Source organism: Octadecabacter algicola, from assembly GCF_021532625.1.
Classification (GTDB): domain Bacteria; phylum Pseudomonadota; class Alphaproteobacteria; order Rhodobacterales; family Rhodobacteraceae; genus Octadecabacter; species Octadecabacter algicola.
Window position 1 is genome coordinate 573,195 of sequence record NZ_JAKGAR010000001.1, and the last position, 26,355, is coordinate 599,549.

29 protein-coding genes are annotated in these 26,355 nt (G+C 54.2%); 19 read left to right on the forward strand and 10 right to left on the reverse strand.

Going from position 1 to position 26,355, the window contains the following annotated elements:
- Positions 1 to 50: 50 nt before the first annotated feature.
- From obgE to L0666_RS02775, 3 genes are read left to right on the forward strand one after another with little or no spacing between them, the layout of a single operon-like run.
- A complete protein-coding gene (gene obgE, locus L0666_RS02765; RefSeq protein WP_235258199.1) occupies positions 51 to 1,085 on the forward strand; it encodes a GTPase ObgE in 1,035 nt (344 codons plus the stop codon).
- Positions 1,073 to 2,176 (forward strand): glutamate 5-kinase, encoded by a 1,104-nt coding sequence (proB, locus tag L0666_RS02770; protein WP_235258207.1) that lies wholly within the window; start codon positions 1,073 to 1,075, stop codon positions 2,174 to 2,176. Before obgE ends, proB begins: the two co-directional genes overlap by 13 nt.
- The gene (locus tag L0666_RS02775) at positions 2,176 to 3,426 is read left to right on the forward strand and encodes a glutamate-5-semialdehyde dehydrogenase (protein WP_235258214.1); all 1,251 of its coding nucleotides are present in this window, start codon (positions 2,176 to 2,178) and stop codon (positions 3,424 to 3,426) included. The genes proB and L0666_RS02775 overlap by 1 nt, the downstream gene beginning before the upstream one ends.
- Here L0666_RS02775 and L0666_RS02780 read toward each other — a convergent pair.
- Positions 3,423 to 4,040, reverse strand: coding sequence for a histidine phosphotransferase family protein (locus L0666_RS02780; protein WP_235258224.1), 618 nt, complete (start codon positions 4,038 to 4,040; stop codon positions 3,423 to 3,425). The two genes, L0666_RS02775 and L0666_RS02780, sit on opposite strands and share 4 nt — an antisense overlap.
- A gap of 45 nt (positions 4,041 to 4,085) precedes the next feature.
- On the opposite strand from L0666_RS02780, the gene L0666_RS02785 reads away from it, so the two are divergent.
- The 3 genes from L0666_RS02785 to olsA all read left to right on the forward strand — a co-directional run bounded on the left by L0666_RS02785 (position 4,086) and on the right by olsA (position 5,920).
- A complete protein-coding gene (locus L0666_RS02785) occupies positions 4,086 to 4,235 on the forward strand; it encodes a DUF3553 domain-containing protein (RefSeq protein ID WP_418887976.1) in 150 nt (49 codons plus the stop codon).
- 84 nt (positions 4,236 to 4,319) lie between these two features.
- Complete coding sequence (gene olsB / locus L0666_RS02790) at positions 4,320 to 5,090, forward strand: L-ornithine N(alpha)-acyltransferase (RefSeq protein ID WP_235258228.1); 771 nt, start codon at positions 4,320 to 4,322, stop codon at positions 5,088 to 5,090.
- Positions 5,087 to 5,920: a lyso-ornithine lipid O-acyltransferase gene (gene olsA / locus L0666_RS02795; protein ID WP_235258229.1), complete on the forward strand. Its 834-nt coding sequence runs from the start codon at positions 5,087 to 5,089 to the stop codon at positions 5,918 to 5,920. The genes olsB and olsA overlap by 4 nt, the downstream gene beginning before the upstream one ends.
- On the opposite strand, the gene L0666_RS02800 is transcribed toward olsA, so the two are convergent.
- The gene (locus L0666_RS02800; protein WP_235258232.1) at positions 5,888 to 6,514 is read right to left on the reverse strand and encodes a thiamine phosphate synthase; all 627 of its coding nucleotides are present in this window, start codon (positions 6,512 to 6,514) and stop codon (positions 5,888 to 5,890) included. The two genes, olsA and L0666_RS02800, sit on opposite strands and share 33 nt — an antisense overlap.
- Positions 6,515 to 6,606: 92 nt before the next feature.
- Here L0666_RS02800 and L0666_RS02805 point away from each other — a divergent pair, with 92 nt between their 5' ends.
- The 3 genes from L0666_RS02805 to L0666_RS02815 all read left to right on the forward strand — a co-directional run bounded on the left by L0666_RS02805 (position 6,607) and on the right by L0666_RS02815 (position 10,079).
- Positions 6,607 to 7,347 (forward strand): RNA methyltransferase, encoded by a 741-nt coding sequence (locus L0666_RS02805; protein WP_235258234.1) that lies wholly within the window; start codon positions 6,607 to 6,609, stop codon positions 7,345 to 7,347.
- A 119-nt stretch (positions 7,348 to 7,466) separates the two neighbouring features.
- Entirely contained in the window at positions 7,467 to 8,606 is a 1,140-nt protein-coding gene (ctaA, locus tag L0666_RS02810; RefSeq protein WP_235258236.1) for a heme A synthase, read from the forward strand.
- 3 nt (positions 8,607 to 8,609) lie between these two features.
- Positions 8,610 to 10,079 carry a carboxypeptidase M32 gene (locus tag L0666_RS02815; protein WP_235258238.1) on the forward strand — a complete coding sequence of 490 codons (1,470 nt, stop codon included), beginning with the start codon at positions 8,610 to 8,612 and terminating at the stop codon, positions 10,077 to 10,079.
- On the opposite strand, the gene L0666_RS02820 is transcribed toward L0666_RS02815, so the two are convergent.
- On the reverse strand, positions 10,076 to 10,858 hold the full coding sequence (locus tag L0666_RS02820) for an enoyl-CoA hydratase (RefSeq protein ID WP_235258240.1): 783 nt from the start codon (positions 10,856 to 10,858) through the stop codon (positions 10,076 to 10,078). The genes L0666_RS02815 and L0666_RS02820 overlap by 4 nt on opposite strands.
- Before the next feature lie 54 nt (positions 10,859 to 10,912).
- Here L0666_RS02820 and L0666_RS02825 point away from each other — a divergent pair, with 54 nt between their 5' ends.
- Positions 10,913 to 11,335 carry a PaaI family thioesterase gene (locus tag L0666_RS02825; protein WP_235258242.1) on the forward strand — a complete coding sequence of 141 codons (423 nt, stop codon included), beginning with the start codon at positions 10,913 to 10,915 and terminating at the stop codon, positions 11,333 to 11,335.
- A gap of 64 nt (positions 11,336 to 11,399) precedes the next feature.
- On the opposite strand, the gene L0666_RS02830 is transcribed toward L0666_RS02825, so the two are convergent.
- Complete coding sequence (locus tag L0666_RS02830) at positions 11,400 to 11,627, reverse strand: DUF1127 domain-containing protein (RefSeq protein WP_235258244.1); 228 nt, start codon at positions 11,625 to 11,627, stop codon at positions 11,400 to 11,402.
- Positions 11,628 to 11,725: 98 nt separating this feature from the next.
- Here L0666_RS02830 and L0666_RS02835 point away from each other — a divergent pair, with 98 nt between their 5' ends.
- The 9 genes from L0666_RS02835 to L0666_RS02875 all read left to right on the forward strand — a co-directional run bounded on the left by L0666_RS02835 (position 11,726) and on the right by L0666_RS02875 (position 19,946).
- Positions 11,726 to 13,126, forward strand: a complete 1,401-nt coding sequence (locus L0666_RS02835) for an aminotransferase-like domain-containing protein (RefSeq protein WP_235258245.1) — start codon at positions 11,726 to 11,728, stop codon at positions 13,124 to 13,126.
- 157 nt (positions 13,127 to 13,283) lie between these two features.
- Positions 13,284 to 13,745, forward strand: coding sequence for a 50S ribosomal protein L13 (gene rplM, locus L0666_RS02840; RefSeq protein WP_216036888.1), 462 nt, complete (start codon positions 13,284 to 13,286; stop codon positions 13,743 to 13,745).
- Positions 13,745 to 14,239 carry a 30S ribosomal protein S9 gene (rpsI, locus tag L0666_RS02845; RefSeq protein ID WP_235258252.1) on the forward strand — a complete coding sequence of 165 codons (495 nt, stop codon included), beginning with the start codon at positions 13,745 to 13,747 and terminating at the stop codon, positions 14,237 to 14,239. The genes rplM and rpsI overlap by 1 nt, the downstream gene beginning before the upstream one ends.
- A gap of 359 nt (positions 14,240 to 14,598) precedes the next feature.
- A complete protein-coding gene (locus tag L0666_RS02850; protein WP_235258256.1) occupies positions 14,599 to 15,564 on the forward strand; it encodes a TRAP transporter substrate-binding protein in 966 nt (321 codons plus the stop codon).
- Positions 15,565 to 15,638: 74 nt separating this feature from the next.
- Positions 15,639 to 16,151, forward strand: a complete 513-nt coding sequence (locus L0666_RS02855; RefSeq protein WP_235258257.1) for a TRAP transporter small permease subunit — start codon at positions 15,639 to 15,641, stop codon at positions 16,149 to 16,151.
- Between the two features lie 4 nt (positions 16,152 to 16,155).
- Positions 16,156 to 17,457, forward strand: coding sequence for a TRAP transporter large permease (locus L0666_RS02860; protein ID WP_235258258.1), 1,302 nt, complete (start codon positions 16,156 to 16,158; stop codon positions 17,455 to 17,457).
- 9 nt (positions 17,458 to 17,466) lie between these two features.
- A complete protein-coding gene (locus L0666_RS02865) occupies positions 17,467 to 18,240 on the forward strand; it encodes a LamB/YcsF family protein (RefSeq protein ID WP_336246263.1) in 774 nt (257 codons plus the stop codon).
- A gap of 3 nt (positions 18,241 to 18,243) precedes the next feature.
- On the forward strand, positions 18,244 to 18,933 hold the full coding sequence (locus L0666_RS02870; RefSeq protein WP_235258262.1) for a 5-oxoprolinase subunit B family protein: 690 nt from the start codon (positions 18,244 to 18,246) through the stop codon (positions 18,931 to 18,933).
- The gene (locus tag L0666_RS02875) at positions 18,930 to 19,946 is read left to right on the forward strand and encodes a 5-oxoprolinase subunit C family protein (protein ID WP_235258265.1); all 1,017 of its coding nucleotides are present in this window, start codon (positions 18,930 to 18,932) and stop codon (positions 19,944 to 19,946) included. The genes L0666_RS02870 and L0666_RS02875 overlap by 4 nt, the downstream gene beginning before the upstream one ends.
- Positions 19,947 to 20,033: 87 nt before the next feature.
- Here L0666_RS02875 and L0666_RS02880 read toward each other — a convergent pair whose 3' ends face one another.
- The 6 genes from L0666_RS02880 to L0666_RS02905 form a co-directional block, all read right to left on the reverse strand.
- Complete coding sequence (locus L0666_RS02880) at positions 20,034 to 21,284, reverse strand: aminotransferase class V-fold PLP-dependent enzyme (RefSeq protein ID WP_235258267.1); 1,251 nt, start codon at positions 21,282 to 21,284, stop codon at positions 20,034 to 20,036.
- 283 nt (positions 21,285 to 21,567) lie between these two features.
- On the reverse strand, positions 21,568 to 22,476 hold the full coding sequence (locus L0666_RS02885; protein WP_235258269.1) for a LysR family transcriptional regulator: 909 nt from the start codon (positions 22,474 to 22,476) through the stop codon (positions 21,568 to 21,570).
- Between the two features lie 263 nt (positions 22,477 to 22,739).
- Entirely contained in the window at positions 22,740 to 23,357 is a 618-nt protein-coding gene (locus tag L0666_RS02890) for a TetR/AcrR family transcriptional regulator (RefSeq protein WP_235258270.1), read from the reverse strand.
- On the reverse strand, positions 23,350 to 24,234 hold the full coding sequence (gene ppk2, locus L0666_RS02895) for a polyphosphate kinase 2 (RefSeq protein ID WP_235258274.1): 885 nt from the start codon (positions 24,232 to 24,234) through the stop codon (positions 23,350 to 23,352). Before ppk2 ends, L0666_RS02890 begins: the two co-directional genes overlap by 8 nt.
- Positions 24,235 to 24,285: 51 nt before the next feature.
- Complete coding sequence (locus L0666_RS02900; protein WP_336246264.1) at positions 24,286 to 25,269, reverse strand: alpha/beta fold hydrolase; 984 nt, start codon at positions 25,267 to 25,269, stop codon at positions 24,286 to 24,288.
- Between the two features lie 79 nt (positions 25,270 to 25,348).
- Positions 25,349 to 26,317: a homoserine O-succinyltransferase gene (locus L0666_RS02905; protein WP_235258279.1), complete on the reverse strand. Its 969-nt coding sequence runs from the start codon at positions 26,315 to 26,317 to the stop codon at positions 25,349 to 25,351.
- Positions 26,318 to 26,355 lie beyond the last annotated feature (38 nt).

Below are 26,355 nucleotides of genomic sequence, written 5' to 3' on the forward strand. Positions count from 1 at the left end.
AGCGCGGCTTTCGCGTATCGGCCTTACTAAACAGTTAGAAAGCGATCCCGATGAATTTCCTCGACCTTTGCAAAGTCTACATTCGGTCCGGCAGCGGTGGAGGCGGGTGTATCTCGTTTCGGCGGGAAAAATACATCGAATACGGCGGCCCGAACGGCGGTGACGGAGGCAAAGGCGGTGATGTCATCGTTGAGGCCGTCGACAACCTCAACACGTTGATCGATTTTCGCTATCAGCAACACTTTTTCGCAAAGAACGGTGAGGCGGGCAAAGGCCAGCAGCGCACAGGTGCGGATGGTGATGATATCTTGCTGAAGGTTCCAACTGGGACCGAAATTTTGGACGAAGACCAAGAAACCGTCATCGTCGATATGGCCACCACAGGCCAACGGGTCGTTATCGCCAAGGGCGGCAATGGTGGTTGGGGCAATCTGCACTTTAAATCTGCCACCAACCAAGCACCGCGGCGCGCCAACCCGGGCCAAGACGGCATCGATCGCACGATCTGGATGCGTCTAAAACTGATCGCGGATGCGGGGCTTTTGGGATTGCCAAACGCTGGTAAGTCCACATTCTTGGCCGCGACATCCAATGCCCGTCCGAAAATTGCGGATTATCCGTTTACGACTTTGGTCCCGAACCTTGGTGTTGTCGGCGTTGACGGCTCTGAGTTTGTGGTTGCCGATATTCCGGGCCTGATTGAGGGCGCATCCGAGGGCAAAGGGTTGGGCGATCTGTTCCTTGGTCATGTGGAACGCTGTTCTGTGTTGCTACACCTGATTGATGGCACGTCTGGCGATCCGGTTGGCGATTACAAAACCATTATTAGTGAGCTTGAGAATTACGGCGGCCATCTTGCAGATAAGCCGCGTGTGACGGTTTTGAACAAGGTCGACACCTTGGATGCCGAAGAGCGCCAGTTCATTGTCGATGAGATTAAGGCCGGAACCGGCGTTGATGTTATGTTAATGGCGGGCGCAACCGGTGAGGGCACTGTTGATGTGCTACGCGCGCTTAAGGTCGAGATCGAAGCAGACAAGCTACGCCAGAAGACCCCCGAGGAGCAAGAACCGTGGAAGCCCTAAGCACTGCGAAACGGCTGGTCGTTAAGATTGGGTCAGCGCTGCTTGTCGATCAGGATCAAGGGTTGCGCACGGATTGGCTACACGCACTTGCACAAGACGTCGCGACGATCCGCGCACGTGGTACAGATGTAATACTGGTGTCTTCCGGTTCGATCGCGCTTGGGCGCGGTGTCTTGGGTCTTCCAATGACGGAACTGGCGCTTGAACAAAGCCAAGCAGCGGCAGCGGTTGGCCAAATTCGCCTTGCACGCGCTTACGAAGAAGCTTTGGCACCACATGGGATCACAACGGCTCAGGTTCTTGTCACGCTTGAAGACTCAGAGGATCGTCGGCGTTATCTTAACAGTCGCGCTACGATGGAGACGCTATTGTCACTAGGCGTGACACCAATTGTGAATGAGAACGACACCGTTGCGACGGATGAAATCCGTTATGGCGACAACGACCGTTTGGCGGCGCAGGTCGCTGTCACGGCCGGGGCAGATTGTTTGGTTCTGTTGTCGGATGTTGACGGGCTTTATGACGATAATCCACATCTTAACGCCGGCGCACAACATTATGACGTTGTTACAGAAATTACGCCTGAGATTGAATCCCAGGCAGGGGATGCTGGGTCTGGCTTGTCAAAGGGCGGGATGAAAACCAAGATTATGGCGGCGCGCCTTGCCACTGATGCAGGATGCGCGATGGCGATCACCTTAGGTACACCAAACAACCCATTGAAACTGCTTGAAAATGGTGCAAGAGCAACGTGGTTCACGGCGCAAACTAACCCTAAGGCGGCGCGTAAGGGTTGGATTGCAGCAATGAAACCGCAGATGCAGGTTACGATTGATGCCGGCGCCGAAGCCGCGCTGAAGTCAGGCAAGTCTTTGCTACCAATTGGGATTACAGCCGTAAAGGGAACCTGCAATCGCGGTGATCCTGTTGAAATCCTTTCGGCGGCGGGCGAACGATTGGGGCTTGGCTTGTCCCGCTACTCCGGCGCTGAGGCGCAAGCGATCAAAGGATTGCGAAGCCAAGACATTGCTGCGGTTTTAGGTTACGAAGGCCGCAGTGTATTTATCCATCGCGACGATATGGTGATCTGATGAAAGACCTCGACAACATTCCCGAACTCATGGCGGACATTGGTGCGCGTGCAAAAGCAGCTGCCCGAGTGCTGGCCAGCGCCCCGTCTGACGCCAAAACTGCAGCATTGAATGCGGCGGCAGATGCCGTTTGGGCGGCCCGGGCTGATATTATCGCCGCGAACGAAAAAGATATGACGTTTGGCCGTGATAAGGGGCTTAGTGCTGCAATGTTGGACCGCTTGATGCTGGATGAAGACCGCATTCAAGGCATGGTTGACGGATTGCGCAGCGTGGCAGCACAGGACGATCCAGTTGGTGCCGTGACTGAAGAATGGACACAGCCAACCGGCTTGAACATTCAACGTGTTCGCACTCCATTGGGGGTGATCGGGGTGATCTATGAAAGCCGCCCGAATGTGACAGCAGACGCAGGTGCGCTGTGCCTCAAAGCGGGCAATGCTGTTATTCTGCGCGGCGGGTCAGAGAGTTTCCATAGCTCAGGAGCGATCCATGCAGCATTGCAGGCGGGCCTGCGGAGTGCAGGTTTGCCCGAGGACGCAGTGCAATTGGTGCCAACTCGCGACCGTGCGGCGGTTCGTGAGATGCTCACAATGACGGACACCATTGATGTGATCGTTCCACGGGGCGGTAAGGGACTTGTCGGTCTGGTACAACGCGAAGCGCGTGTTCCTGTGTTCGCCCACCTTGAAGGGATCGTGCACATCTACATCGACAAAGATGCGGACGCCGAAAAAGCCCGCGCCGTTGTTCTGAACGCCAAAACGCGCCGCACTGGTATTTGTGGCGCTGCCGAATGTTTGCTGGTGCATCGTGATGCGACGGCGCTTGGCCAACAGATCGTCGATGATCTGATGGCAGCTGGTGTTGAGGTTCATGCAGCCGGCCTATCAGGCAACACTGTGGCCACCGAAGATGATTGGGGTATGGAGTTCCTCGACATGAAGATCGCGGCAAAAACCGTTGATAACATTGATGAAGCAATCAATCACATCCAGACTTACGGGTCCAATCACACCGATTGCATCATCACAGAAGATGCGCAGGCCGTATCGAAATTCTTTGCGGAATTGGACTCGGCCATTCTGATGCACAATGCCTCAACTCAATTCGCCGATGGCGGTGAGTTCGGCATGGGCGCGGAGATTGGTATCGCGACCGGCAAGATGCATGCGCGTGGGCCTGTTGGGGCCGCGCAGCTTACGAGCTTTAAGTATTTGGTCGTTGGCGATGGCGCCGTTCGCGCCTAAAACGCAATCTTGACCCAATCGGCGCCGTGGCTGAGCTTGAGTTCGTGTCCAGCCTCGGTCGTCATATCTGGCAGTAAGCCAAAGTGTACTTGTGCACCGCTTAGCGTGTCAGGCACTGCGTTTTTGCTGAGCGGTACCCAAAGGGCTGGGTCGAGATTAAGTCGTTCATGTTGCGAATATACCGTCCACGTAGACCCGTCCTTCTCGATCTTAATGTCGCCGCCGAGCGGGAGCGCTGTTTCGACGCACATCGCCGCAAGGAAAGCGACACGGACGTCGAGGCGACGGACGTCTTCGAAGACCATCCATGAATAGTTTAACCGACCACCAACGGCGACATTGTCGAGCGTTGACACAACCTCAGCGCGGCCACAGACCTGATCGGCGGATGCTTCGCCAAAAGCGAGCCTAAGAAACTTTAGCCGCGCAGTCGCACCCGCAACGCTATCGACCACCAAGTCCATTTCTGGCCCCGTGCTCGATCCTGTCAGCTCAAGCAGCTCAATCCCATTGCCGATCGCGCCCAATGGGTTAATGAGGTCATGACAAATCCGAGAGCCCACAAGTGCGTTTAGGTTCGGGGCTTTTGGTTTAGTGGTATTCGAAGTGGGCAAGGGAGGCTCCAATTGGATAATGAACGTTCGATTTTCGAACCAGGTATGATTGTGGCCCATCCAGACGAGCCTGATTGGGGTTTAGGACAGGTACAATCGTCGATAACTGGTAAAGTTACGGTTAATTTCCGTGAAGCTGGAAAGGTGGTTATTGACGAAACCACTGTGTCACTCCGGATTGTTTTTGACCACTGACATACACGTCTAACTTGTATTTTCTTGCATTTGTGTCGTGAACGACCGCATTTAAAGCGGCACTAAACAAGAGGTTGGGAGGCCATGGGGCAAACTACGCCGATATTCGAGACTCGCTTGGCAGTGACCGACGATGACATTCGGGCAGCGCAGGCTTTGCGCTATGACGTCTTTGTGACTGAACTAGGCGGGGATGGACCTTTGGTGGATCATACGGGTGCGCTGGAACGCGACCGTTTTGATGAATACGCCGAACAGTTGATCCTGCTGGATTTAACACGTCCTGCTGGCGAACAGGTTGTTGGCGTCTATCGGTTTATGGATCAGGAGGCCGCGAAGGCTGCTGGGCAATTCTATTCAGAAAACGAATACAATTTAGCCGCGCTAAAGACATCTGGGCGGCCCTTGTTGGAAATGGGTCGGTCCTGTTTGCACACCGATTATCGGGGCGGGGCCGCGATGGTGCACCTGTGGCAGGGATTGGCGCAGGTCGTGCGAACCAAGGGGGCCGAGGTACTGTTTGGCGTTGCCAGTTTTCACGGGCAAGATCTGCAGGCACTTGCCCAACCTTTGTCCGTGTTGGCGCGCGATCATCTTGCACCAGAAGAATTGCGCGTGCGGGCAACACCTTACCAAAGCATGCAGCTGGTGAAGGAAATTGATCGCGTGACTGCCGTGAAGCAGATACCAGCCCTGATCAAAGCCTATCTTCGGTTGGGCGGATTTGTCGGGGATGGCGCATTTGTCGACCGCGAATTCAACACGACGGATGTGTGTTTAGTGTTGGATGTTGCGCGAATGAACGAGCGCCAAAGCGCGATTTATGGGGTTCATTCGGAGGAGAGTCGTCCATGACATGGGACTCCGATCATACGCCACCGAGCGAAACCATTACTTTGGCAGGCTGGGCGCGAGTTGTGGTTCGCGGCTTCGCGGTTGGAACACTGACCTTTGGTGGGCTTTTGGTGTTACTGTTGGTGCGTTTGGTTGAACGGCCTTTGTTTGGCCAAGGGCGCCCCGTGACGCCGTTTATCACGCAATTCGTTTGCCGCTGTGCATTCTGGTTTCTGGGTATCCGTTACCGTCGTATCGGCACGCCAATGGCGGGTGCGGGTGCTGTGGTTGCCAATCACTCATCATGGTTGGATATTTTCGCACTAAACGCCGCAAAGCGCATTTATTTCGTTAGCAAAGCTGAAGTGGCCGGCTGGCCGGGGATTGGCTGGCTGGCACGCGCCACGGGCACTGTCTTTATTGCGCGGGATCGCCGTCAAGCGGTCAGCCAAGTGGAGGTCTTTCGCACGCGTCTCAGCCACGGTCACAAGCTGTTGTTTTTCCCTGAGGGCACATCCACCGATGGGTTACAGGTCTTACCCTTTAAGCCGACTTTGTTTGCCGCGTTTTATGATGACGCCTTGCGCGACACCTTGTCGATCCAGCCTGTGACAGTGGTTTACCAATCACCAGAGGGCGAGGATGCGCGGCTTTATGGATGGTGGGGTGACATGGATTTCGGCCCGCATTTATTGCACACCCTAGCACAATCTCCCCAAGGGACTGTCACGGTTGTCTATCATGATCCCGTCAGGGTGGCCGATTTCGAGAACCGAAAGGTTCTGGCGGCGCACCTCGAAGAACAGGTGCGTGGTGGTTTAGCCGATCATCGCCGCGGCATAGGCGCTTAGGGCAGCAGACGGATCATCAGAACCCCAAATTTCGTCGCCAATGCCGAAAAAGTCAGTATGTGGCGCAAGCGTTTTGATAAGCGCATCGTCCAACATGCCCTCAGCCACGACTGGAACTTCGATCATCATCGACCACCACTGGAACAGCTCCAGTTCGGCCTGACGGCCATCCCCAAGCGAGGACGCACCAACGGGGCCAAAGCTGATGTAGTCAGCGCCCAGTTCACCAGCTGTCATGCCATCATGACGCGAATTGCCACAAAAGCTTCCGACAATGGCATCTACACCAAGATCATCGCGAACTTTTTTCACAGAACGCGCCCCATCCGTGAGATGCACACCATCTAGACCAAGACGATCCACCATCAAGACATGCGTATCGATGACCAAAGCCACATCGCGTTCATGGGTCACGACGCGCAATGCATCGGCAGCCTTGGCAATACGGGCTTCGTCCGTCGTTGACAGTGCAAGGCGCACGCAAGCAATTTCCGTCGTGTCAAGGCACCGCGCGAGCATGTCTGGAAACGTCGATAGTTCGAATTCAGACGGTGTAATGAGGTAAATTTGCGGTTGATCGGGTTGGTCGGTCATAGATAGGTCCTTAAACGTTGCGCCCGCTATAGCGGTCATGTTGCGCATTGAATAGGGGTGCGTTACTTCGACGACGAATTTGGAGAAACCTGATGCCTACTGACGCCCCCCAGCCAAGCTTTGTCCTGATCCGCCCCCAAATGGGCGAGAACATCGGCGCAGCAGCCCGTGCGATGTGGAACTTCGGGTTGGACCGGATGCGCATCGTCGCCCCGCGTGATGGCTGGCCAAACCCCGCAGCGGATGCGTTGGCCAGTGGTGCAGGGCGGTTGCTTGATGAGGCAGAAGTTTCGCCAGACGTCGCGAGCGGGATTGCCGACCGGACTTATGTTTATGCCACAACTGCACGCCCCCGCGAGCTGACAAAGCCGGTGTTCTCACCAGAGGCGGCCATGAAAGACGCTGCCGAGCGGATTGCACGTGGTGAAAAAGTCGCTGTGATGTTCGGACCTGAACGATCCGGCATGGAAAACGCGGATATTGCCCATGCCAATGCGATTATCACGGTGCCTGTGAACCCCGAATTCCCGTCCTTGAACCTTGCGCAATGTGTCTTGTTGGTTGGGTACGAATGGCGCCGAGCAAGCGAAGAGATCGTCGATGTTGTTGTTCAAGGACAAACAATTGAGACAGCGGATCAGCGCGATATCGAAGCTTTGGCGCGCCACTATGAAGATCGTCTTGAGGATGCAGGGTTCTTTTATCCAGACCACAAAGCCGAAAACATGAAGGTCAATCTACGTAACCTCTGGAGCCGGATGCCACTAACGCGGGCCGATGCTCAGATGTTACATGGTGTCTTGCGCCAGCTGTTACGTGGCAAGACTGATTAAGACCGAGTGCTAAGCACCTTTCATTTAGTTGGAATGAAGCGAGCGAAATGCTGCAGTTGGGTTGCCCAATGACAAGGTGCAGCCTAGGTTTCGCGTAAGACATATTTTGAGGTGAGAAGATGGCGACCAAGCCGCGTAGTATTTTTGAAGAGGTCAGCGACGTTCAAAAGCCCGTTGCCGCCCCAGGTGGCATCGACGGCAAGGGCAAAGGCGCGCGTGGCGGTATTCGTGTCTGGTTAATGATCCTGTTTGCGATGGTTGTTGCGATGATCGCAGTTGGGGGGCTGACACGGCTGACCGACAGTGGACTGTCGATTACCGAATGGGCGCCACTAAGTGGCGCGATGCCACCGATGAGCGCCGAAGCTTGGGATGCCGAGTTTGAGGCCTATAAGCTGATCCCTGAGTACATCGAACAAAATGCGGGCATGAGCCTGAGTGAGTTCAAAGAAATTTACTGGTGGGAATGGGGGCATCGTCAACTGGGCCGTGTCATCGGTCTGGTTTGGGCCGTCGGGTTCCTGTGGTTCTTTGTGCGCCGTCAAATTCCGGTCGGTTGGACTGGGCGTTTGGTTCTCATCGGTGCTTTGGGTGGCTTACAAGGTGCGATTGGCTGGTGGATGGTACATTCTGGTCTGCAGGCTGGGATGCTTGACGTTGCATCGTATCGTTTAGCGACACACTTAGGATTGGCATTTGTCATCCTAGGGTTCATCGCGTGGTACGTGTTCTTGCTTGGCCGTCGTGAGGCGGACTTGATGCAGGCGCGCCGCAGCGGTGAGGCCAAGCTGTTTTCGATGTCCACAGGGCTGATGCATTTCGCATTCCTGCAAATTTTGCTTGGCGCTTTGGTGGCCGGGATTGATGCCGGACGTGCTTTCCCGACTTGGCCCTTGATGGGAGATGGATTCTTCCCGCCTGAGCCGTTCCAGATCACGCCGATTTGGCGCAACTTCTTTGAGGATGCGGGGCTGGTACAGTTCATCCACCGCATGTCCGGCTATCTGCTGTTGGCGTTTGGCGTGGTTGTTTGGCTGCGCGGGCGCAAGTCCGCCAATGATCAGACGCGATTTGCAGTGAACATGGTGTTTGCCGTCTTGCTGGTACAGATGGTGATCGGCATCGCTACTGCGCTTTATTCAGCACCTGTTCACATTGCCATTGTTCACCAGTTTACAGCGATCCTGCTTTGGGTCGCGATATTGCGGGCGCGCTATTTGGCACGGTATCCGCTTCCTCAATCGATCAAAGGAACCTGATCTATGACCGCTTATGAAGACCTAATGGCCATGCAGCGCGAAACCGAAGCCCTGTCACAGGTTGCCGGACGTCTGGGTTGGGATCAGGAAACCATGATGCCGCGCGATGCGGCTCCTCAACGCGGTGCGGAGATGGCAGCGATGGAATCTGTTCTCCATGCGCGGCGCACGGATAGTCGGGTTGCGGACTTGCTGGCCGAAGCTGAGGCGAGCTCGGATGTAGAGGCTGCGCAGTTGCGCCACATCCAACGCTCCTTTGATCGCGCGAGCAAGGTTCCAGCGAAACTGGCCTCCGAGATTGCGCGGGTGACATCTGAGTCCCAAGGCAAATGGGCTGAGGCCCGCGAAGCCGATGATTTCGAAGCCTATGCGCCCGTCCTGAAAGAGGTTGTCGCACTCAAGCGTGAAGAGGGCGCAGCTCTGTCCGCAGGTAGTGATGTTTATGACGCGATGCTGGATGATTACGAACCCGGCGCGACCGCGGCAGAGTTGGGGGCAATGTTTGATGCCCTGCGGCCCCGTTTGGTGGATTTACGAGCAGCCGTTTTAGACGCACCAGCGCCGCCAGCCTTGCAAGGCAAGTTCGACGAAAACGCTCAGATGAAACTCAGCCGCCAGATCGCCAAAACCTTTGGTTATGACATGGCAAAGGGCCGCGTAGATAAGGCGGTGCATCCTTTTTCCAGCGGGTCTGGGTTGGACGTGCGGATCACCACGCGGACCAGTGAGACCGACCCGTTCAATTGTATCTATTCCACGATCCACGAGGTCGGCCACGCGTGTTATGAACAAAACATCGACACCGCATATCTCTTAACGCCTCTCGGTAATGGCGTATCGATGGGTGTTCACGAAAGCCAAAGCCGCATTTATGAAAATCAGATCGGGCGGGGCCGTGCGTTTACGGGATGGCTTTATGGTCAGATGCGCGATGCCTTCGGGGACTTCGGTATTGAGGACGAGGATGCGTTCTACGGCTGCGTGAACCGCGTCGAAAACGGGTTTATTCGCACAGAAGCAGACGAGGTTCAGTATAACCTCCACGTCTTGCTGCGCTTTGATCTGGAACGCGCGTTGATCGCTGGTGACATTGAAGTCGATGATCTTGAGGCCGCGTGGAACGAACGGTTCGAGGCTGACTTCGGTTATCCCGTCGACAAAGCCAGCAATGGCGTGTTGCAGGATGTCCATTGGTCCGTGGGGCTGTTTGGCTATTTCCCGACCTATTCATTGGGCAACGTCTACGCTGGCTGTCTGAACCAAGCGATGCGCAAAGCGGTTCCGGACGTCGATTTGGCACTGGCACGAGGCGAAACCCAATACGCCACAGGCTGGTTGCGCGATAATGTGCAGACCCATGGCGGATTGTACAAGCCACGAGAAGTGATCGGGAAAGCTTGTGAATTTGAGCCGAGCGAAGCCCCATTGCTAACCTACCTTGAGGACAAGTTCCGCGGGATTTACGGGCTTTAGGACCAGTCAGGTTTGCGTTTCTCCAAGAAGGCAGTGATGCCTTCGTTGGTTTGTGCCTCGAGCATGTTTTCGACCATCCTTGCACCGGTGTAGGCGTAAGCGTCGGCCGTTGTCATTTGGGCCTGTTCGTAAAAAGCTTGTTTGCCGGTTTTGACCGCGACGGGCAGTTTTGATGCAATGGTCAGGGCAAGGGCGCGGGTTTCTTCGGCAAGATCAGCCTCGGGCACAGCACGGTTAATCAAACCTAGTGTTTTTGCCTCAGCGGCATCAATCAGGCGGCCCGTGGTCAATAGCTCGAACGCGGCTTTGCGGCCAAGGTTGCGGGTCAACGCGACCATGGGCGTTGAACAAAACAACCCGATGTTCACGCCATTGACGCCAAAGCGGCAAGTATCTGCAGCAACGGCCAGATCACAGCTGGCGACCAGTTGGCAACCTGCAGCTACGGCAACACCATGGGTTTGCGCAATCACAGGCTGCGGCAGTTTCTGAAGCGTCTTCATCATCGTCGCACAACGATCAAACAGATCACCGAGGGCCGCAGCACCCGCGTCTTCGGCTTGGCGAGCGGCTTGCATTTCTTTGAGGTTGTGGCCCGCGCAGAACCCTTTGCCCGCGCCGGACAAAACCACCACACGAGTCTCTCGGTCGTTCATCAAGCCGTCAAATTCATCCTGCAAGGCCGCGATCATCCCGTCAGACAGGGCATTCAAACGTTCAGGCATAGTCATTTCGATGTGGGCGATGCCGTCTGCATCGGTGCGGGTCAAATGGGGCATCTTGTGTCCTTCTAAATTCTAGGCAAGCTTAGGACAGAGGGCAGGGGGAATGCTATGGAAATTAAGATGGACAAGGCCGCGTTGCAGGCTTTTCTAGAAACGGACTTTGCACAGGTCGCGGATCAATTCGGATTTGTTGAGGTCGCACCGCCGTTTTTGACGCTAGAACTGATCGCGTCGGATCAACATTTACGACCGGGAGGCACAGTGTCAGGCCCGACAATGTTTGGACTGGCCGACGTTTGCGCCTATTTCTGTATCCTGTCCGTGATCGGCCCCGTGGGTCTGGCGGTGACGACCAATTGTTCGATCGACTTTATGCGCAAGCCACAAGCGGGGCGGTTGCTGTGTCGTATGGAGTTGCTGAAACTTGGACGGGCTTTGGCCGTGTGTGAGGGGCGGATTTACAGCGAAGGTGCCGAAGACAAACCCGTCGCACGGGCGTCTTTGACCTATTCGATACCGCCCAGCAGATAGCGCATAAAAAAACGGGCCAGAGCAATGACGTGCAACTGGCCCGAGGTAGGAAGTTCTATTGCAATCAGTCTTGCCAGAAGGGTTTTTGCCCTTCGCGCTGCGCTGAAATCGGGTCAATCCCGATGTCGCGCAGAAGATGTGGCTCAAGGCGGGTCAGGTGTTTTCGTGAGCGTTGGCGGGCATCCCATTTCGTCACCATAACCGCGATCGTCACTGCGACGCGGGCCACAAACGGAAGGCTGTGGGCGGCGTTGAGGTACTGGATCTGGGTCGCATTGGTGGAGAGTGACATGGGGATGCTCCTTTGTGTCACGGGGTTGATTGTATCAATACAATTTGGCATTGTGCCGTAAGTAATTGATACAATGCAGACACCAGGCGGTAAACGAATTGATTGTACCCGATACAAAATGGTCCCCAGACCTCAGCGCTGCTGGCCGGTCCAAATACAAAGCCCTCGCCGAAGCGATCCGCGAAGGGATCGTGTCAGGGCAACTTATGGCCGGCACAAAGCTGCCGCCAGTGCGCGAACTGGCCTATCAGATTGGTGTCACACCGGGGACGGTGGCGCGGGCCTATTCCATGATGACGGATGAAGGGCGTTTGATCGCGGAAATCGGGCGCGGAACATTTGTTGCAGGGCGCACCAAGGTTGAACCGGTCGCGGATGTACCATTGATTAACACGGTCGATGAAACGATCGCAGATTTCCGCAGCAGCCGTGTGCCCGATGTGGGGCAGGGACTAATCATTGATGCCGCCTTGATGAAGATCGCGCAATCACACCGCCGCAGACATATTAATTATCCAACGCAAGAAACCGATCTAGAGGCCCGAGAGGCTGTGGTTGACTGGCTTTCTACTGTCGAGCTTGGGACTGTGGATGCGGATCATGTTGTTTTGGCGAATGGAGCTCAGAACGCATGCATCATGGCATTGCTATCCGAATTGAGCGGGCCGACACCCGTGATCCTGACCGAAGACCTTGCCTATCCAGGTGTGCGCCATGCTGCGCGCCTTTTGCGGGCAAAAGTCTTTGGTGTTGCGATGGACGATCACGGGATTATCCCAGAAGCGCTTGCGGCGGCCTATCGCGAACACGGCGGACAGGTACTGGTTACAGCCCCCGAAGTGCACAGCCCGACAACAATCAAAACGCCGCTTGAGCGCAAACAACAGATCGCTGAAGTTGCGCGGGCCCTAAACATTGTCATCGTCGATGATGATTGCCACTCAACCGTGAAATCCGATGTGCCCAGCTACCGCGCCATTCTGCCGGAACAGACGTATTATGTATCGTCACTCACAAAATCTGTGACGGGCGCACTGCGGTTCGGGTTTGCTGTCGCACCGCAGGGGCGGGGTGCGGTGCTGCGCCAAGTGGCCCAAAGCGCCCATTACGGGGTGTCTCAGCCTGTTGTCGATCTGTGTTGCGCGCTGATTAGGTCGGGCGATGCCGCCAGAATTCGGGCGGATGTTGCCGAGGCGGTCGCGCAGCGGGTACGCCATGCGGTGAACATGCTTGGGCGATGGAACATCAAATGGCGCGAAGATGCTCCGTTTATTTACCTGCAATTGCCGACCGGTTGGCGCGCCTCCAGCTTTATGGCAGCTTGCGAAGTCCGCGGCATTTTGGTGAAACCCGCCGATGAGTTTGCCCTGCCTGAGGATCGAGCCCCCAATGCCGTACGCCTTGCGATTGGAACATGTGTGTCCGAGAAGCGTTTTATCGCTGCGATCGCGGAAATCGACACGATGTTAGGCAATCCTGAGAGTCGGATCGATAATTGATGGGGTAAAATAATACCGTTTTATTAAGCCCTTGAAAACGCGTCACAAAAGGTGTCGCAAGGCACTTGACCGTAAATCCAACCCAGCTATAACCCCCCAATCGAATGTCGGGCCGGCCCTAAATACGGGGTGCGGTCCTTTCACTTAGGAAAAACCGATGAAAACTTTCTCTGCTACACCAGCGGACATCGACAAGAAATGGATCCTGATCGACGCTGAAGGCGTTGTTCTGGGCCGTCTTGCTTCGATTATCGCTATGCGGTTGCGCGGCAAGCACAAGCCGTCCTTCACGCCACACATGGACATGGGCGACAACGTCATTGTTATCAACGCTGAAAAAATCCAGCTGACAGGTAACAAGCGCGAAAAGCCTAACTACTGGCACACTGGCACTGTTGGCGGCATCAAGTCCCGCACAACTGGTGAGATTCTCGAGGGTGCACACCCCGAGCGTGTTGTTATGCAGGCCGTTAAGCGCATGCTTCCGGGCAACCGTTTGTCCCGCGTTCAGATGACACACCTGCGTGTGTTCGCTGGCGAAGAGCACGGCATGGACGCGCAAAAACCTGAAGTTCTGGACGTTAAGGCCATGAACAAGAAAAACACGAGGACTGCGTAATGGCTGATCAAGTGAATTCCCTCGAAGAATTGGGCGCAGTTGCCGAAGGCGTTGCACCTGCTGAGGTTGTGGCAGAAGCCATTGCACGCGAGCCTGTCAAGGACGAGCTTGGCCGTTCTTACGCAACTGGTAAACGTAAAGACGCTGTTGCCCGCGTTTGGATCAAGCCGGGTTCCGGCAAGGTCATCGTAAACGGTCGCGACCAGTCCGTATACTTTGCACGTCCGGTTTTGCAGATGATCCTGCGCCAGCCGTTCGAAGTTGCAGGTGTTGACGGTCAGTTCGACGTTATGGCGACAGTCAAAGGCGGCGGCCTGTCTGGTCAAGCTGGTGCGGTTAAGCACGGCATCTCCAAGGCTCTGCAATTGTTCGACCCAGCCTTGCGCGCACCACTAAAAGCTGCTGGCTTCATCACACGCGACAGCCGTGTTGTTGAACGTAAGAAGTACGGTAAGGCGAAAGCCCGTAAGAGCTTCCAGTTCTCCAAACGTTAAGGTTTTGGATTATATTTTGGAAAAGGGCGTGCTGCATGGCGCGCCCTTTTTCGTTGAGTGGTGAATCAACGGTAAAGGTCTGCTTTGAGCCCAAAATGCCCAATGCTGCGACACTCACCAATGTCCGGTCTTTAGAGAGAGCTGCAAATTTAGTCTCAAAAACTTGCCCCAAAGTCACGATGCCGGAAGGTTGGTTTGCCTTACTGGTTCGAGTTTCGGCCCCCTCTCATTCCCAAAAGTGATGAGGTTCCCACCAACTAAATTCACTTTTCATTTACATCAAGTTCATCAACGATACTCGCAATAATCTCGATTAAAAAAACTAAAACACATCTGACACTCACCAGGAGGGAATACCTATGTTTAATCGTAGCATCGCAATCGCGGTTTTCGCCGCAAGTCCTGCACTTGCTGAAAATTGGGATCTGCCGTTGGCATGGCCTGCGGACAACTTCATTAGCGTTAGTGCAAGTACCTTTGCTAGTGAAGTCGCCGAAGTGACCGAAGGCCGTGTAAGCATCACAACGCATCCGGGTGGTTCACTCGGGTTCAAGGGCCCTGAAATGCTCGGAACTGTTCGTGACGGAATTGTGCCTATTGGCGACCTGCTATTGCCGCAACAGGTCGGCGATGAACCACTTCTCGGCTTGCCGGGTCTTCCATTCCTGTTTGGCTCATACGATGAGCTAGAAGGCTTTGATGCGTACTTTCGCGAAGAGCTCGAAGGCATCATGGAAAGTCACAACCAAAAAGTACTTTATACAATTCCATGGCCTGCGCCTCAGGCTTGGGTGAAGGTTGAGCTTGCCGATATCGATTCATTTGAAGGGATCAGCATTCGTACTTACGATCGAACTTCAACTGAGGTCTATGAAGCCGCAGGCATGACCGCCGTTCAACTGCCTTGGGGCGATGTTATTCCATCATTGGCAGCCGGTACGATTGATGGGGTAGTGACGTCTTCCTCTTCCGCGATTGACGGCTCATTTTGGGAATTCCTGAGTGCAGGCTACCCGCTGGCCCATTCATGGAACGTCAATGCGACAACCGTAAACCTCGATGTCTGGAATGCTCTTAGCGCCGAAGACCAAGCTGCGATTGAAGAGGTGTCAGCGCGTTTGCAACCAGAATTCTGGCTCGCGTCTCGGGCAGAAGATGCCAAGAACATGGAAGTTTTGGCAGCGAATGGCATCGTCGCCGGCACGGTCTCGGAAGAACTGCGGGCTGAAATCATTGCCCGTTCCGGTCCAGTTCGTGACGGACTGCTTGAGGGCATGGGCGACGAAGCCGCAGCGATCATTGACGGTTTCGTCAACGCAAACTGATTGCTCCCACACACCAAAAGAACAGGAGGCGACTTACGCCTCCTGTTCATCGGCGCATCGCGAGGTTTAATTAAATGTTGAAGGCTATTGATCGTTTGTCATTTGTAATGGCACTTGCTTCCGGTGTGGCCTTACTTGTCATCGCGGTGCTGATCGCTGCAGAGATCATTTTACGGAAATTCTTTGGTATTAGCATGCATTTCCTTTGGGAAATCGCATCGTTCATTCAGCTCACGGCCGTCTTTCTTGGTGCCGGGTGGACGTTAAGAACAGGTGGTCATATTCGTGTTACCATCATCAGTTCCAAGGCACCGCGCCTATTTGAATGGCTCGCGACGCTGTTTGGGTTGGCAATCTCCGCATATTTGACAAAGGCTTTAGTTCTAATGGCTTGGGGCTATTTCGAGACTGGGCGCACAACGGGCACAGTCACAGATACGCCGCTGGTTTATCCCGCAGTTTTGGTTGCGTTTGGCGCAGCCATGCTCACGTTACAATTGGCCCTTCGGGCGCTGAGATTGGCGACGGGCGAAGAAACTGAAACCGACCAAACAGGCGCGAGCACTGACGTGCTCACAATGGAGTAATATCATGGGTAGTACTGCCGTTGTCCCGCTAATCCTTTTGATTGTCGTTCTTGGTTCGAGTGTCTGGGTTGGCCTTGGCTTGCTGGGCGTGGGAGTCATTAGTCTTGAATTGTTCCGGTCTATGCCGGTCGACAAATTGTTGGCACAGGCCGTCTGGAACGGGTTGTCATCCCCGGAACTGTTGGCGTTGCCACTGTTTATCCTGATGGCCGAATTGCTGATGCGTTCGAAGTTTATCGACGGCGTGTTTGGCTCGCTTGAACCATGGCTGCGAAATACGCCCGGTGGTCTTTTGCATACAAACATCGTTGGCTGCGCACTCTTTGCGCTTGTCTCTGGGTCTTCGGCAGCCACCACCAGCTCTATCGGTCGGATCACCATCGGCGAGTTAAAAGAGCGGGGCTATGATGAAAACGTTACGATCGGAACCTTAGCGGGTGCGGGAACATTAGGTTTCTTGATCCCACCATCGATTGTGATGATTATCTATGGCGTCTTATCTCAGACCTCTGTTTTGAAATTGTTTGCTGCTGGCCTTTTGCCTGGCCTACTACTGACACTTTGCTTTTCCGGCTACGTTGGCATCTTGTCCTATTTTCGCCCCAGCATCGTCGGCCCGCGCGTAGAAACGTCTAAGGCCGATCTTTGGCGCGCGCGCCGAGAACATCTCCCTCAACTTTTGCCCTTTCTGATTTTGATCCTTGCTATCCTCGGTTCGATCTACGGCGGATTGGCCAGCCCAACAGAGGCAGCAGCCTTTGCGGTCATAATGACGGGGATCATCATGATGTTTGAGGGCACGATGTCCGTTCAGATGTTACGTGACGCCTGCATCGGGACCGCGCGTATCGTATCGATGCTTGGTCTGATTATTGCAGCGGCTTCGTTCCTATCGGTCACCATGGGCTTCCTTGGAATGCCGCAAGCAATTCTGAATTTCATAAATGGCTTAGATCTGGCACCGCTCGCTCTTATCGCGTTGCTCATCGTAATCTACATTGTGCTCGGCAGTTTTCTGGAAGGGATGTCGATCATCGTGATGACTATCCCGATTGTGTTGCCACTTGTTGTTGCCGCTGGCTATGACAGTCTTTGGTTTGGCGTTTTCCTGATCCTAATGGTCGAACTTGCGCAAATATCTCCGCCTGTCGGTATGAACCTCTTTGTTCTGCAAGGCCTTACCAAGAAGCCACTTTCCGAGATCACGCGTGCAGCGTTTCCGTTTTTCTTGATAATGTTGGCGTTTGTTCTTTTGTTGGCCGTATTTCCGAGCATTGTGGCGTTTATTCCGAATCTTATTTCATGATAGATTTTCGTGGGGTGTACGTTGCAAATTGACCTAAATTCAGATCTCGGTGAAGGTTTCGGGCCGTGGCGCATGGGCGACGATGCAACGATGTTGACGCTTGTCAACTCTGCAAACATTGCTTGTGGCGGACATGCCAGCGACCCCGAGACCATGTACGACACACTTATGCTCGCCGCCGAGCACGGGGTGACGGTTGGCGCACACCCGGGATTCAATGACCGCGAAGGATTTGGCCGGCGCCTGATCCCAATGTCGCCTGATGAAATCACACGAATGATCGCTGCGCAGGTCGGGGCATTGATGGCCGTTGCAAAACTGATCCCTACTAAGGTGTGCTATTTCAAAGCACATGGCGCTCTGGGAAATCTCGCGGCACGGGATATGAATGTGGCACAGGCCGTCGCCACTGCGGTTCGCTTGATTGACGAGGAGTTACCAATTCTTGCGATCTCGGGGACCTGTCTTGAACACGCCGCACGTTCGGCCGGCGTCACTGTTTTTTCAGAAATCTTTGCCGACCGGGGCTATCTGAGCACCGGCCAACTTGTCCCTCGCGGCACGCCCGGCGCGATGATCCATGACGCGAAAGAAGCGGCAGAGCGTTTGATTGGCTTCTTGAAAACCGGCAAAATGCCGGTGATTGACGGCGAACCAATCGAGCTTTTGGCGCATTCAATTTGTGTGCATGGTGATAGCCCGACCGCTGTGGCCATGACCCAAGAGATACGGCAACGACTCATGGCGGAAGGCGTCGAATTCCGCGCCTTTCTAGTTCCCTAGGCAATGCAAAAGGTTTCCTTTTATCCCGTTGCCGATCATGCGCTTCTGGTGCAGCTCGGGCCCGAAATCAGCGATGCTTTGACGGCGCAGGTTCTGCGGCTTGATCGCGCGATTGCCGCCAACCCACCTTTGGGTTTGCGCGAAACCGTCCCTGCGTTCGTCAATTTGCTTGCTGAATTTGATCCGTTGGTCACCGACCATCAGGAAATGGAAGCCGCCATTCGAAGCTTGTTTGATGCCGAGGTTGGCCCAGCCCCAAAGGGGACCGAACGAGAAGTTCTTGTATGTTACGAGGACGATTTGGCCCCTGATCTGGATGCCGTGTCCAAAGCCACGGATATGAGTCCGGAAGCTGTCATCAACATGCATCTTTCAGGTCGCTATCAGGTTGGCATGTACGGATTTGCACCCGGGTATGCCTATCTGTCCGGCGTGCCAACAGCTTTGCAAGTACCGCGAAAGCCCGCAGCAATTCGCGATATTTCAGCAGGAAGCGTGGTGATTGCGGGGCCGCAATGCCTTGTGATGACACTGACCATGCCAACAGGGTGGTGCATTATTGGTAGATCACCGACCGAAATTTTGAGATCCGACCCCGACAAACCGTTCCTTTTTGATGTTGGCGACAGTGTGAAATTTCGCCGCGTAGGCCGATCTGCATATGACAATTTAACGAAGGGACGCGAAACATGACCGACGCAGTTTTACGCGTTTCTTTCGCGGGGCCGCTTGTCACGTATCAAGACGCTGGACGTGTGGGGCAAATGCGATTTGGTGTGCCGGCCTCTGGCCCTATGGATCGTCTTTCGCACGCCGCCGCCAACACGGCTTTGGGAAATGCGCCAGATTGCACAGCGGTAGAAATATCCGTCGGCGGGCTGTCGTTGGAATGTATCTCCGGCGCGTTATCTCTTGGCGTTGCAGGTGGCCATTTTAAGGTGAACCGGGCTGAAGAAGGCATCGGTGCATGGAGCGTTTTCGCCCTTCAAAAAGGTGATAAACTTACCATTCGCGCCGGTTCTAAAGGCAGCTGGGCCTATTTGGCCTTTGCCGGAACGGTAAACGCACCAAAATGGTTGGATCACACCGCAACACATTCGGCCTCAGGCTTTGGAGGAGGCGCGTTATTGGCAGGCTCTACAATCCGCGTCTCGGACACCAATATTCGTGAAGAACGTCATGGCGATATCGAGCGACCTTCGTTTCTGCCCCCAAAGGACAGGGTTCGGGTGGTGCGCGGCCCGCAAGACAGGTTCTTTACCGATACCCTCATCGAAACGTTCTTTTCCGCACAATATACATTGACGGGCTCATTTGATCGTATGGGGGTTCGGCTGTCCGGGCCAAAATTGGAAGTAGGCGGTGCGCTGTCTATCCCTTCAGAACCCATCACGCGCGGTTCTGTTCAGGTTGCCGGAAACGGTATTCCTACTGTTCTGCTTGCCGACCATCAGACGACTGGTGGGTATCCGAAAATCGCGACCGTGATCTCGGACGACATCGACAACGTAAGTCAGATGCGTGCCAATGACCGTTTGAGTTTCGTCGAGATATCACCACAAGACGCAGTACAAGAAATCCGTAAATCAGCGACAGATCGTGCTTTGTATCTCGCAAAAATTGCGGAGCCTAAAGGAACTTTGGGCCAACGCTTGATGCAAGAAAACCTAATCAGTGGTGCAATCGCCAATGATACGACGCCTTAACGGAACGCTTCGCCGGCGTTGTTCTGATCTGACATCGAAAACGCCCCAACAACGACGCGTGGATGGCCGCCTCCCTAAGTTACACTATCAAGTGAACTCTTTCATTACGGCCAAGAACTGTGCGACCTCTTCAATGGTGTTGTAATGGCACATTGAAACACGGACGCAATCCGGCAGTTCCAACGGCTTAAGAATATTGCCGCTATAATGATCGGCCTTACGAATGTGGGTGCGAATTCCCGCGTCCTTCAAAGCTTTCACTATTTCCTCTGAAGGAATCCCCTCAAGCGCGAATGAAACCGTGCCCTCACGCGCGGGATTATCAGCGCCAGCCAAAATTGTTACACCCGCCAGTTCCCGCAGCCCTGGAAGATTTCCAGTCCCGCCAATCAACGCGTTTGTAAGGTGGGTTTCATAGCTTCTGATCGCTTTGCCTGCGGCCTCGATGCGCTTACGGGCGTCGGTTTCGGTTGAAACCTCTCCTCCAAGCCAATCAAGATACGCTATGACATCCGAAGTCGCCGCATAGGAACCGGTGTCGCGTGTGCCGAGTTCCCAGTTGTTCCTCGGTCCACCTATCAAAGCTTCGTGCGGCAGTTCCGTCAACTTGTCAGATATCCACGCGAGTCCATAACCATGGCGTGAAAAGACTTTATATGGGGAGACGGCATAGCCATCGACGTCATAAGCGCTCAAGTCCATCTGGCCATGGGCGGCATGTTGGATGCCGTCGACGATAATCAGGCAATCGGGGGCGACAGCACGGATCGCTTGTGCAATTTCGGCCACATCCATGCCGATGCCCGTTACTGGTGACGCGTGCAGGATTGTTGCGACGGCAACATCGGCCGTCACGTGCCGAGTGTAATCATCAGCAGAAACGAGACCCGTCGCATCATTATGGGGAACATTTACATACTCCATTCCGACAACCCCAGCCCAATGAAGGGCCGCGCTTCTGCTGGAAGGATGTTCAATTGAACTCCCAATGATTTTGGACCCTTTTGGAGCGTTCAGACAGGCCGCGCGGATCATGCGGAATAATAGCTCAGTTCCAGTTTCACCGAATATGAATTGCCCAGATACTGGGTTCATCAACACAGACAGATTGGTCTTGGCTTCGTTGATCGTACCGACAAGTGCTTCGGCAGCGGGGTTGTCGCGCCCTTGGTTATCGGGAATTGCCGCATATTTGGCAGAGGTTTCGGCGACAGACTTCAGCGTAAGCGCGCCTCCACCATTCTCAAAATAGATACGCGGCCCTTGAAACGGGCAGCTATGCACGTGGGCGAACTTATCTCGGATGGCTTTGATGAGGGCTGGGTTATCTTGGATCATTGAGCTGTCCTGTACAGTCTGGTGCACCGTTGAAAACGGGAAGACGCAATCAGAGAAGCCCTAGATCACTTGATTGATGATTCAATCTGTTGCGTTATCAAGCGATTGGCGCAGAATGAAACCCATAAAGTTCTACCTAAGACTGCAAATCCCTGACCTGGTTATTAATGTCAAAAGTTGGGTTAAATCTAACCAACCTAGATGGTCGCGGAAAACGACTAATCGGCATCGGGAATGATCTAAAAAGCGACTGAATCGGATCTGGTGTTCTTCGACATTTGCACTAGCTCTGAAAGCTACGCCCAAAATCACAAGCCGATTTTGCAAGCTCCGCGATCCCATGAATGAACGAATGAGGCCGATCTTCACGGTACATTGCCACATAAGGAATAGCTGGCAGTGGTGTTTCCGCCTCGATTACTTCTAGCGTCCCGGACTCTTCAAACCGACGACAAAGTTCATACGGCAGGTAGGCAACACCCAGACCAGCAACTGTCAGCCCCAACAGAGCAGTCATAGAGTCGCAAGCTAAAGTTTCCTCAAAAACGACGCCTCGCTCCTTTAGCCACTTATTGAGGAACAGACCGGATCCGGATGCCTGCCCTTGAAGTAGAACTGGATACTGGGCCAAGTCCCTGTGTCGGATTGGGCCCGACAAGTTGACCAATCCTTTCTTCGCCATCCAGACATTCTGTACTTCTGCAATCGGAACAGATGAAAACTCGGGCAAAGTAAACGTCGCCGGAATGATGATTAGGTCAAGCAGGCTATGCTCAAGATCATTGAAAAGTGCGCGCGCCATATCGACTTTTGGCGAAACCTGCACGTTCCCGTATTCTGCTTTTATGCTCGAAATGAGTTGTGGTAGCCAAGTAATGGTCGTCAGTTCTGTCACACCTATTCGAAGCGTTCTCGGCTGGTTCGTTTCGCCGTGCCGAACTTCCATAATCTGATCATGCAGGTGGAGAATTTGCTTTGCCATTTCGAACAGCTCTTCGCCCCGTGCAGTTAGCTTGGCACCACGCATTGAGCGATCAAAGATCTCAATTCCAGATCCACGCTCAAGCTCTTGCACACGTTTGGAAATCGCGGATTGAGTTGTATACAAATGTGAGGCGGCGCGCTCAAAAGTGCCGAGCTCAGAAATCCAGAAGAGCGCTTCAAGCTGTTTCAGGGTAATTCTAGTGTTCATGACTTACCCTAAGTATAAAGAGTCGCGGTTCATTCCTCCAAGCGAAGCTTAGTGGCAAAGTAAGTCGCCATAAAGGAATGAAAGACAATATAAGAGAAATTTGTAAAATTAAACCAGCGAGTACCAAGGGAAATCACATACTGGCACGTTTCAGGTTGTTTATGCCATCAATATGCGGCCAGCTCACGAAAGCAGACCGTCATTGTGTTAAGGTGAATGGCGGCTTCGTCCCGCAAAGCTGACCATCGCCACGCGCCTTGGGCCTATTCGTCCGGCTTCACCAGACCAAGCCCTCGTAGGTAGACGCCGATGCCGCTTTCTAACAGGTCTTCGGGGGGGAAAGGGGATTTTGTCCCGGGTGATCCACGGGCAAACAATTCAACCACGCCGTGGGACATCGCCCAGATGTGAGCGCTGAACATCTGCGGAGGAGGGCGTTTTTCTTCGGGGATATGCTTGGACAGTTCAACGGCAGCTTTCTCAAGCACCCCCATAGCGCGGGTTGCGGCGTCGTTGAGTTCTGGCGTGCGTTGGATCGAAATGCCGGATTCAAACATCGCGACGTAGTGGCCAGGGTATTTTCGCGCAAAGGCGAGGTAGGCGCGACCAGTTGCTTCGAAACTGGCAAGTGCCGACGGCTGGCCTTTGTCATAAGCGTATTCCATCAGGTCACCAAAAATGACGTAGCCCTGACGTGCGGCTTCGGCGATCAGGTCTTCGCGACCGTCAAAGTGGCGATAGACAGCAGCCGGCGTTACGCCAGCTTCGCGTGCGGCCTCTGAAAGGGTGAACCCTGTCGGGCCCTTTTCTTCGATCAGGCGTAAAGCCCCATCGACAAGCGCACGTTTCAGATCGCCGTGGTGATAGCCGCGTTTAGCCACCCGCGTTCTCCGTCATGATTTCGGGTCCGCCAGCTATCTTTTGATCGACCAAGCCAAGGGCTTTTGCGTCTTTTCCAGTGTAATCCAGCTGGTTCAGAACGGCGCGAATGGCGTTGACGCGCGCACGGCGTTTATCCGCACTTAGCACGGCAATCCACGGTGTGTCATCGGTATGGGTCTTGGACAGCGTTTCTTTGATGGCGGCCGTGTATTCATCCCACTTTTTGAGACCCTCAACGTCGATCCAGCTAAGCTTCCAATGCTTTAGAGGATCACCTTCACGGTCCATAAATCGTTGAAGCTGGGCGGCGCGATCAACATTCAGCCAGATTTTGAATACCTTGATGCCTTCATCGACCAGCATTTGTTCAAACGGATTGACCTGCTCGAACCACTTTTCACGTTGCTTGTCAGAACAAAATCCAAAGACGTTTTCGACAACCCCGCGGTTATACCATGATCGGTCGAAGAACACGATTTCGCCCGCAGTGGGTAGATGCTGGATATAACGCTGGAAATACCATTGGCCCGCTTCGGCGTCCGTGGGTTTAGACAACGCGACAACGCGCGCGCCACGTGGATTTAGGTTTTCGCGGAACCGTTTGATCGTGCCGCCTTTGCCTGCAGCATCGCGGCCTTCAAACACAATCGCAATCCGCTGGCCTGTTTCTTTGGCCCAACGCTGCATTTTCACCAGCTCAATCTGAAGCGCGGCGAGCGCTTCCTCATATTCGGACCGTTTCCATTTCTTGTCGTAGGGGAAATCCGTGGCGAGGATTTCGCCCTTTTTCACACCTTCGATTTCCGCGCGAACATCGGCGGGCGCGTCTTCGCGAAAGTAGCGGCTGATTTCGCCGTCAAAGGGCAGGTCGGTCATGGTTTGGCCTCGTGTTTCAATGAGTTGCGCCACTATGGGGATGTGCGCGGCTTAGCGCAATCCAGCTTGCGTGGCGATCCTGTCGATTGCAGCCTCGACAAGGTCTGGATGAGCGTGGTGTGGCATGTGTCCAACTCCGTCCAAAACTGTCAGGTTCGCGTGGGAAACGGCTTGGTTGAGCGGAATGGAGTGAATGTCGAGCGGCACGGTTGCGTCTAGATCACCGTGCAAAATCTCGAGCGGGCGGGTGAATTCACTGGCGTAACGCCCAGCCATATCCACGATGTGTGGCCGCAGCGTTGTGACCTGACGTGCATTAGTTCGCAAATTTGTCGGCCGGATGGTAAGCGGCGCACCGATGTGATCAATATAGCCGTCCGGCACCGGCTGGGGCGCAAAGACGCCCGCGATGGACGTTTCGATCTGCTGGGCACTCGCGTAGGCCGAAATCATGGGTGGCAAAACGGCACAGCCCCAAAGTGACGCGTTCACTGTATAAAACGGGCCTAAATTGCCGGGCCAAGGGTGGCTCGGCGCCGCGAGGTTCACAACGCCTGCAATGGCATCAGGATGGTTAAGTCCCCACGCCAAAGCAACAGAACCACCAAAGGAATGCCCAAGTACGATAGGTTTATGCGCGCCAAGGGTTGCCGCAGCCGCTTGTAGCATTTCAGCCTGTTCAGCGGGGCTTTCAGCGGTCGTATTGAATACACCATCATAGGTATCAGACGTGCGGTCTGTGTACCCCAAACCCGGACGATCAAAAATGATAACACGGTAACGATCCGTCAATCGATCCATGAAATCAAAGGTAAATTCGCGGGTGTTTCCACCAGCACCATGGAGCAAAATAACATCAGGTCCTTCACCGCGAACAACCGCGTGAACCTTGCGGCCGCCCACGTCAATAAACTGCCCCTCAGGAGGGTAGTCTTGTTCTGCTGTGTCCTTACGCGCATTGACTTGGCTTTTCGTCACTGCGGCAACGCCCGCGACGGCAGCAAGAGACAATGTCGCAATCAGATTTATGGCCACGGTGGTGTCCTGCGTTATGTTTCCCTCATTAACATAAGCGCGGGACATCAAAACGCAAACATCGCCGGGCAAGTTTTCCCTATTCCGTAACGTCGTCTGTGTTTGTACGCAGGTCGGTGGTCTTCAGGCCGATTTCGTCGACATTGTAAGGCGTTGTCAGATAAATCTCTGAAATCCAGTTGCCATAAAGCAGGTGCGCATGGCTGCGCCATGTATTCGGCGGCGCCTTTGTCGGATCATCGGACGGGAAATAGTTCACCGGAAGCTGGATTTCCGCGCCTTGAACTTGGTTGCTTTCTAGATCGCGTCGATACTCTTGCGCCAGCGTGTCGCTGTCATATTCAAAGTGGTTGAAAACATAGATTGCGCGATGTTCTGGGTCCTCTACCAAGGCGGGGCCGACTTCGTTTGAATGTAGCAGAATTGGCAGACCAGCGGCCTCAATTTCATCCTTACGCATCTCGGTCCAGCGGCTGACAGGCATGGACATTTCGTCAGAAAACCCTCTGAGATAAGGACTTTGCGGGTCGAAGTTCATGTGTCGGTACAGACCAAACAGCTTTTCATCGAGAACATGTTTACGCACCCCATGAAAGTGATTGATCATCGCCATGCCGCCCCAGCACACACCAAAAGTGGAATGCACATTGGTTTGGGTCCAATCCATGATCTCTGACAGTTCATTCCAATAGGTCACATCCTCAAAGTCGAGGTGTTCAATCGGGGCACCGGTAATGATCAGCCCATCGAACTTCTGGTCCTTCACCTCTTGGAAGGTGCGATAGAATTCAGTCATGTGGTCAGCGGCCGTGTTGCGGGCCTGATGTTCGCTCATCCGGATCAGGGTCAGTTCGATCTGCAAAGGCGTTGCGCCCATAAGCCGAGCAAATTGATTTTCCGTCTGAATCTTCTTTGGCATCAGGTTCAGGATACCAATGCGAAGGGGCCGAATGTCCTGATGATCGGCAGCGGACCGTCCCATCACCATCACACCTTCGCGCGAAAGCACGTCATAGGCGGGCAGGGATCGAGGAAGACGGATGGGCATTGTATTCAACCTGTATTGGAGTTCGTAAGGAAATAGTA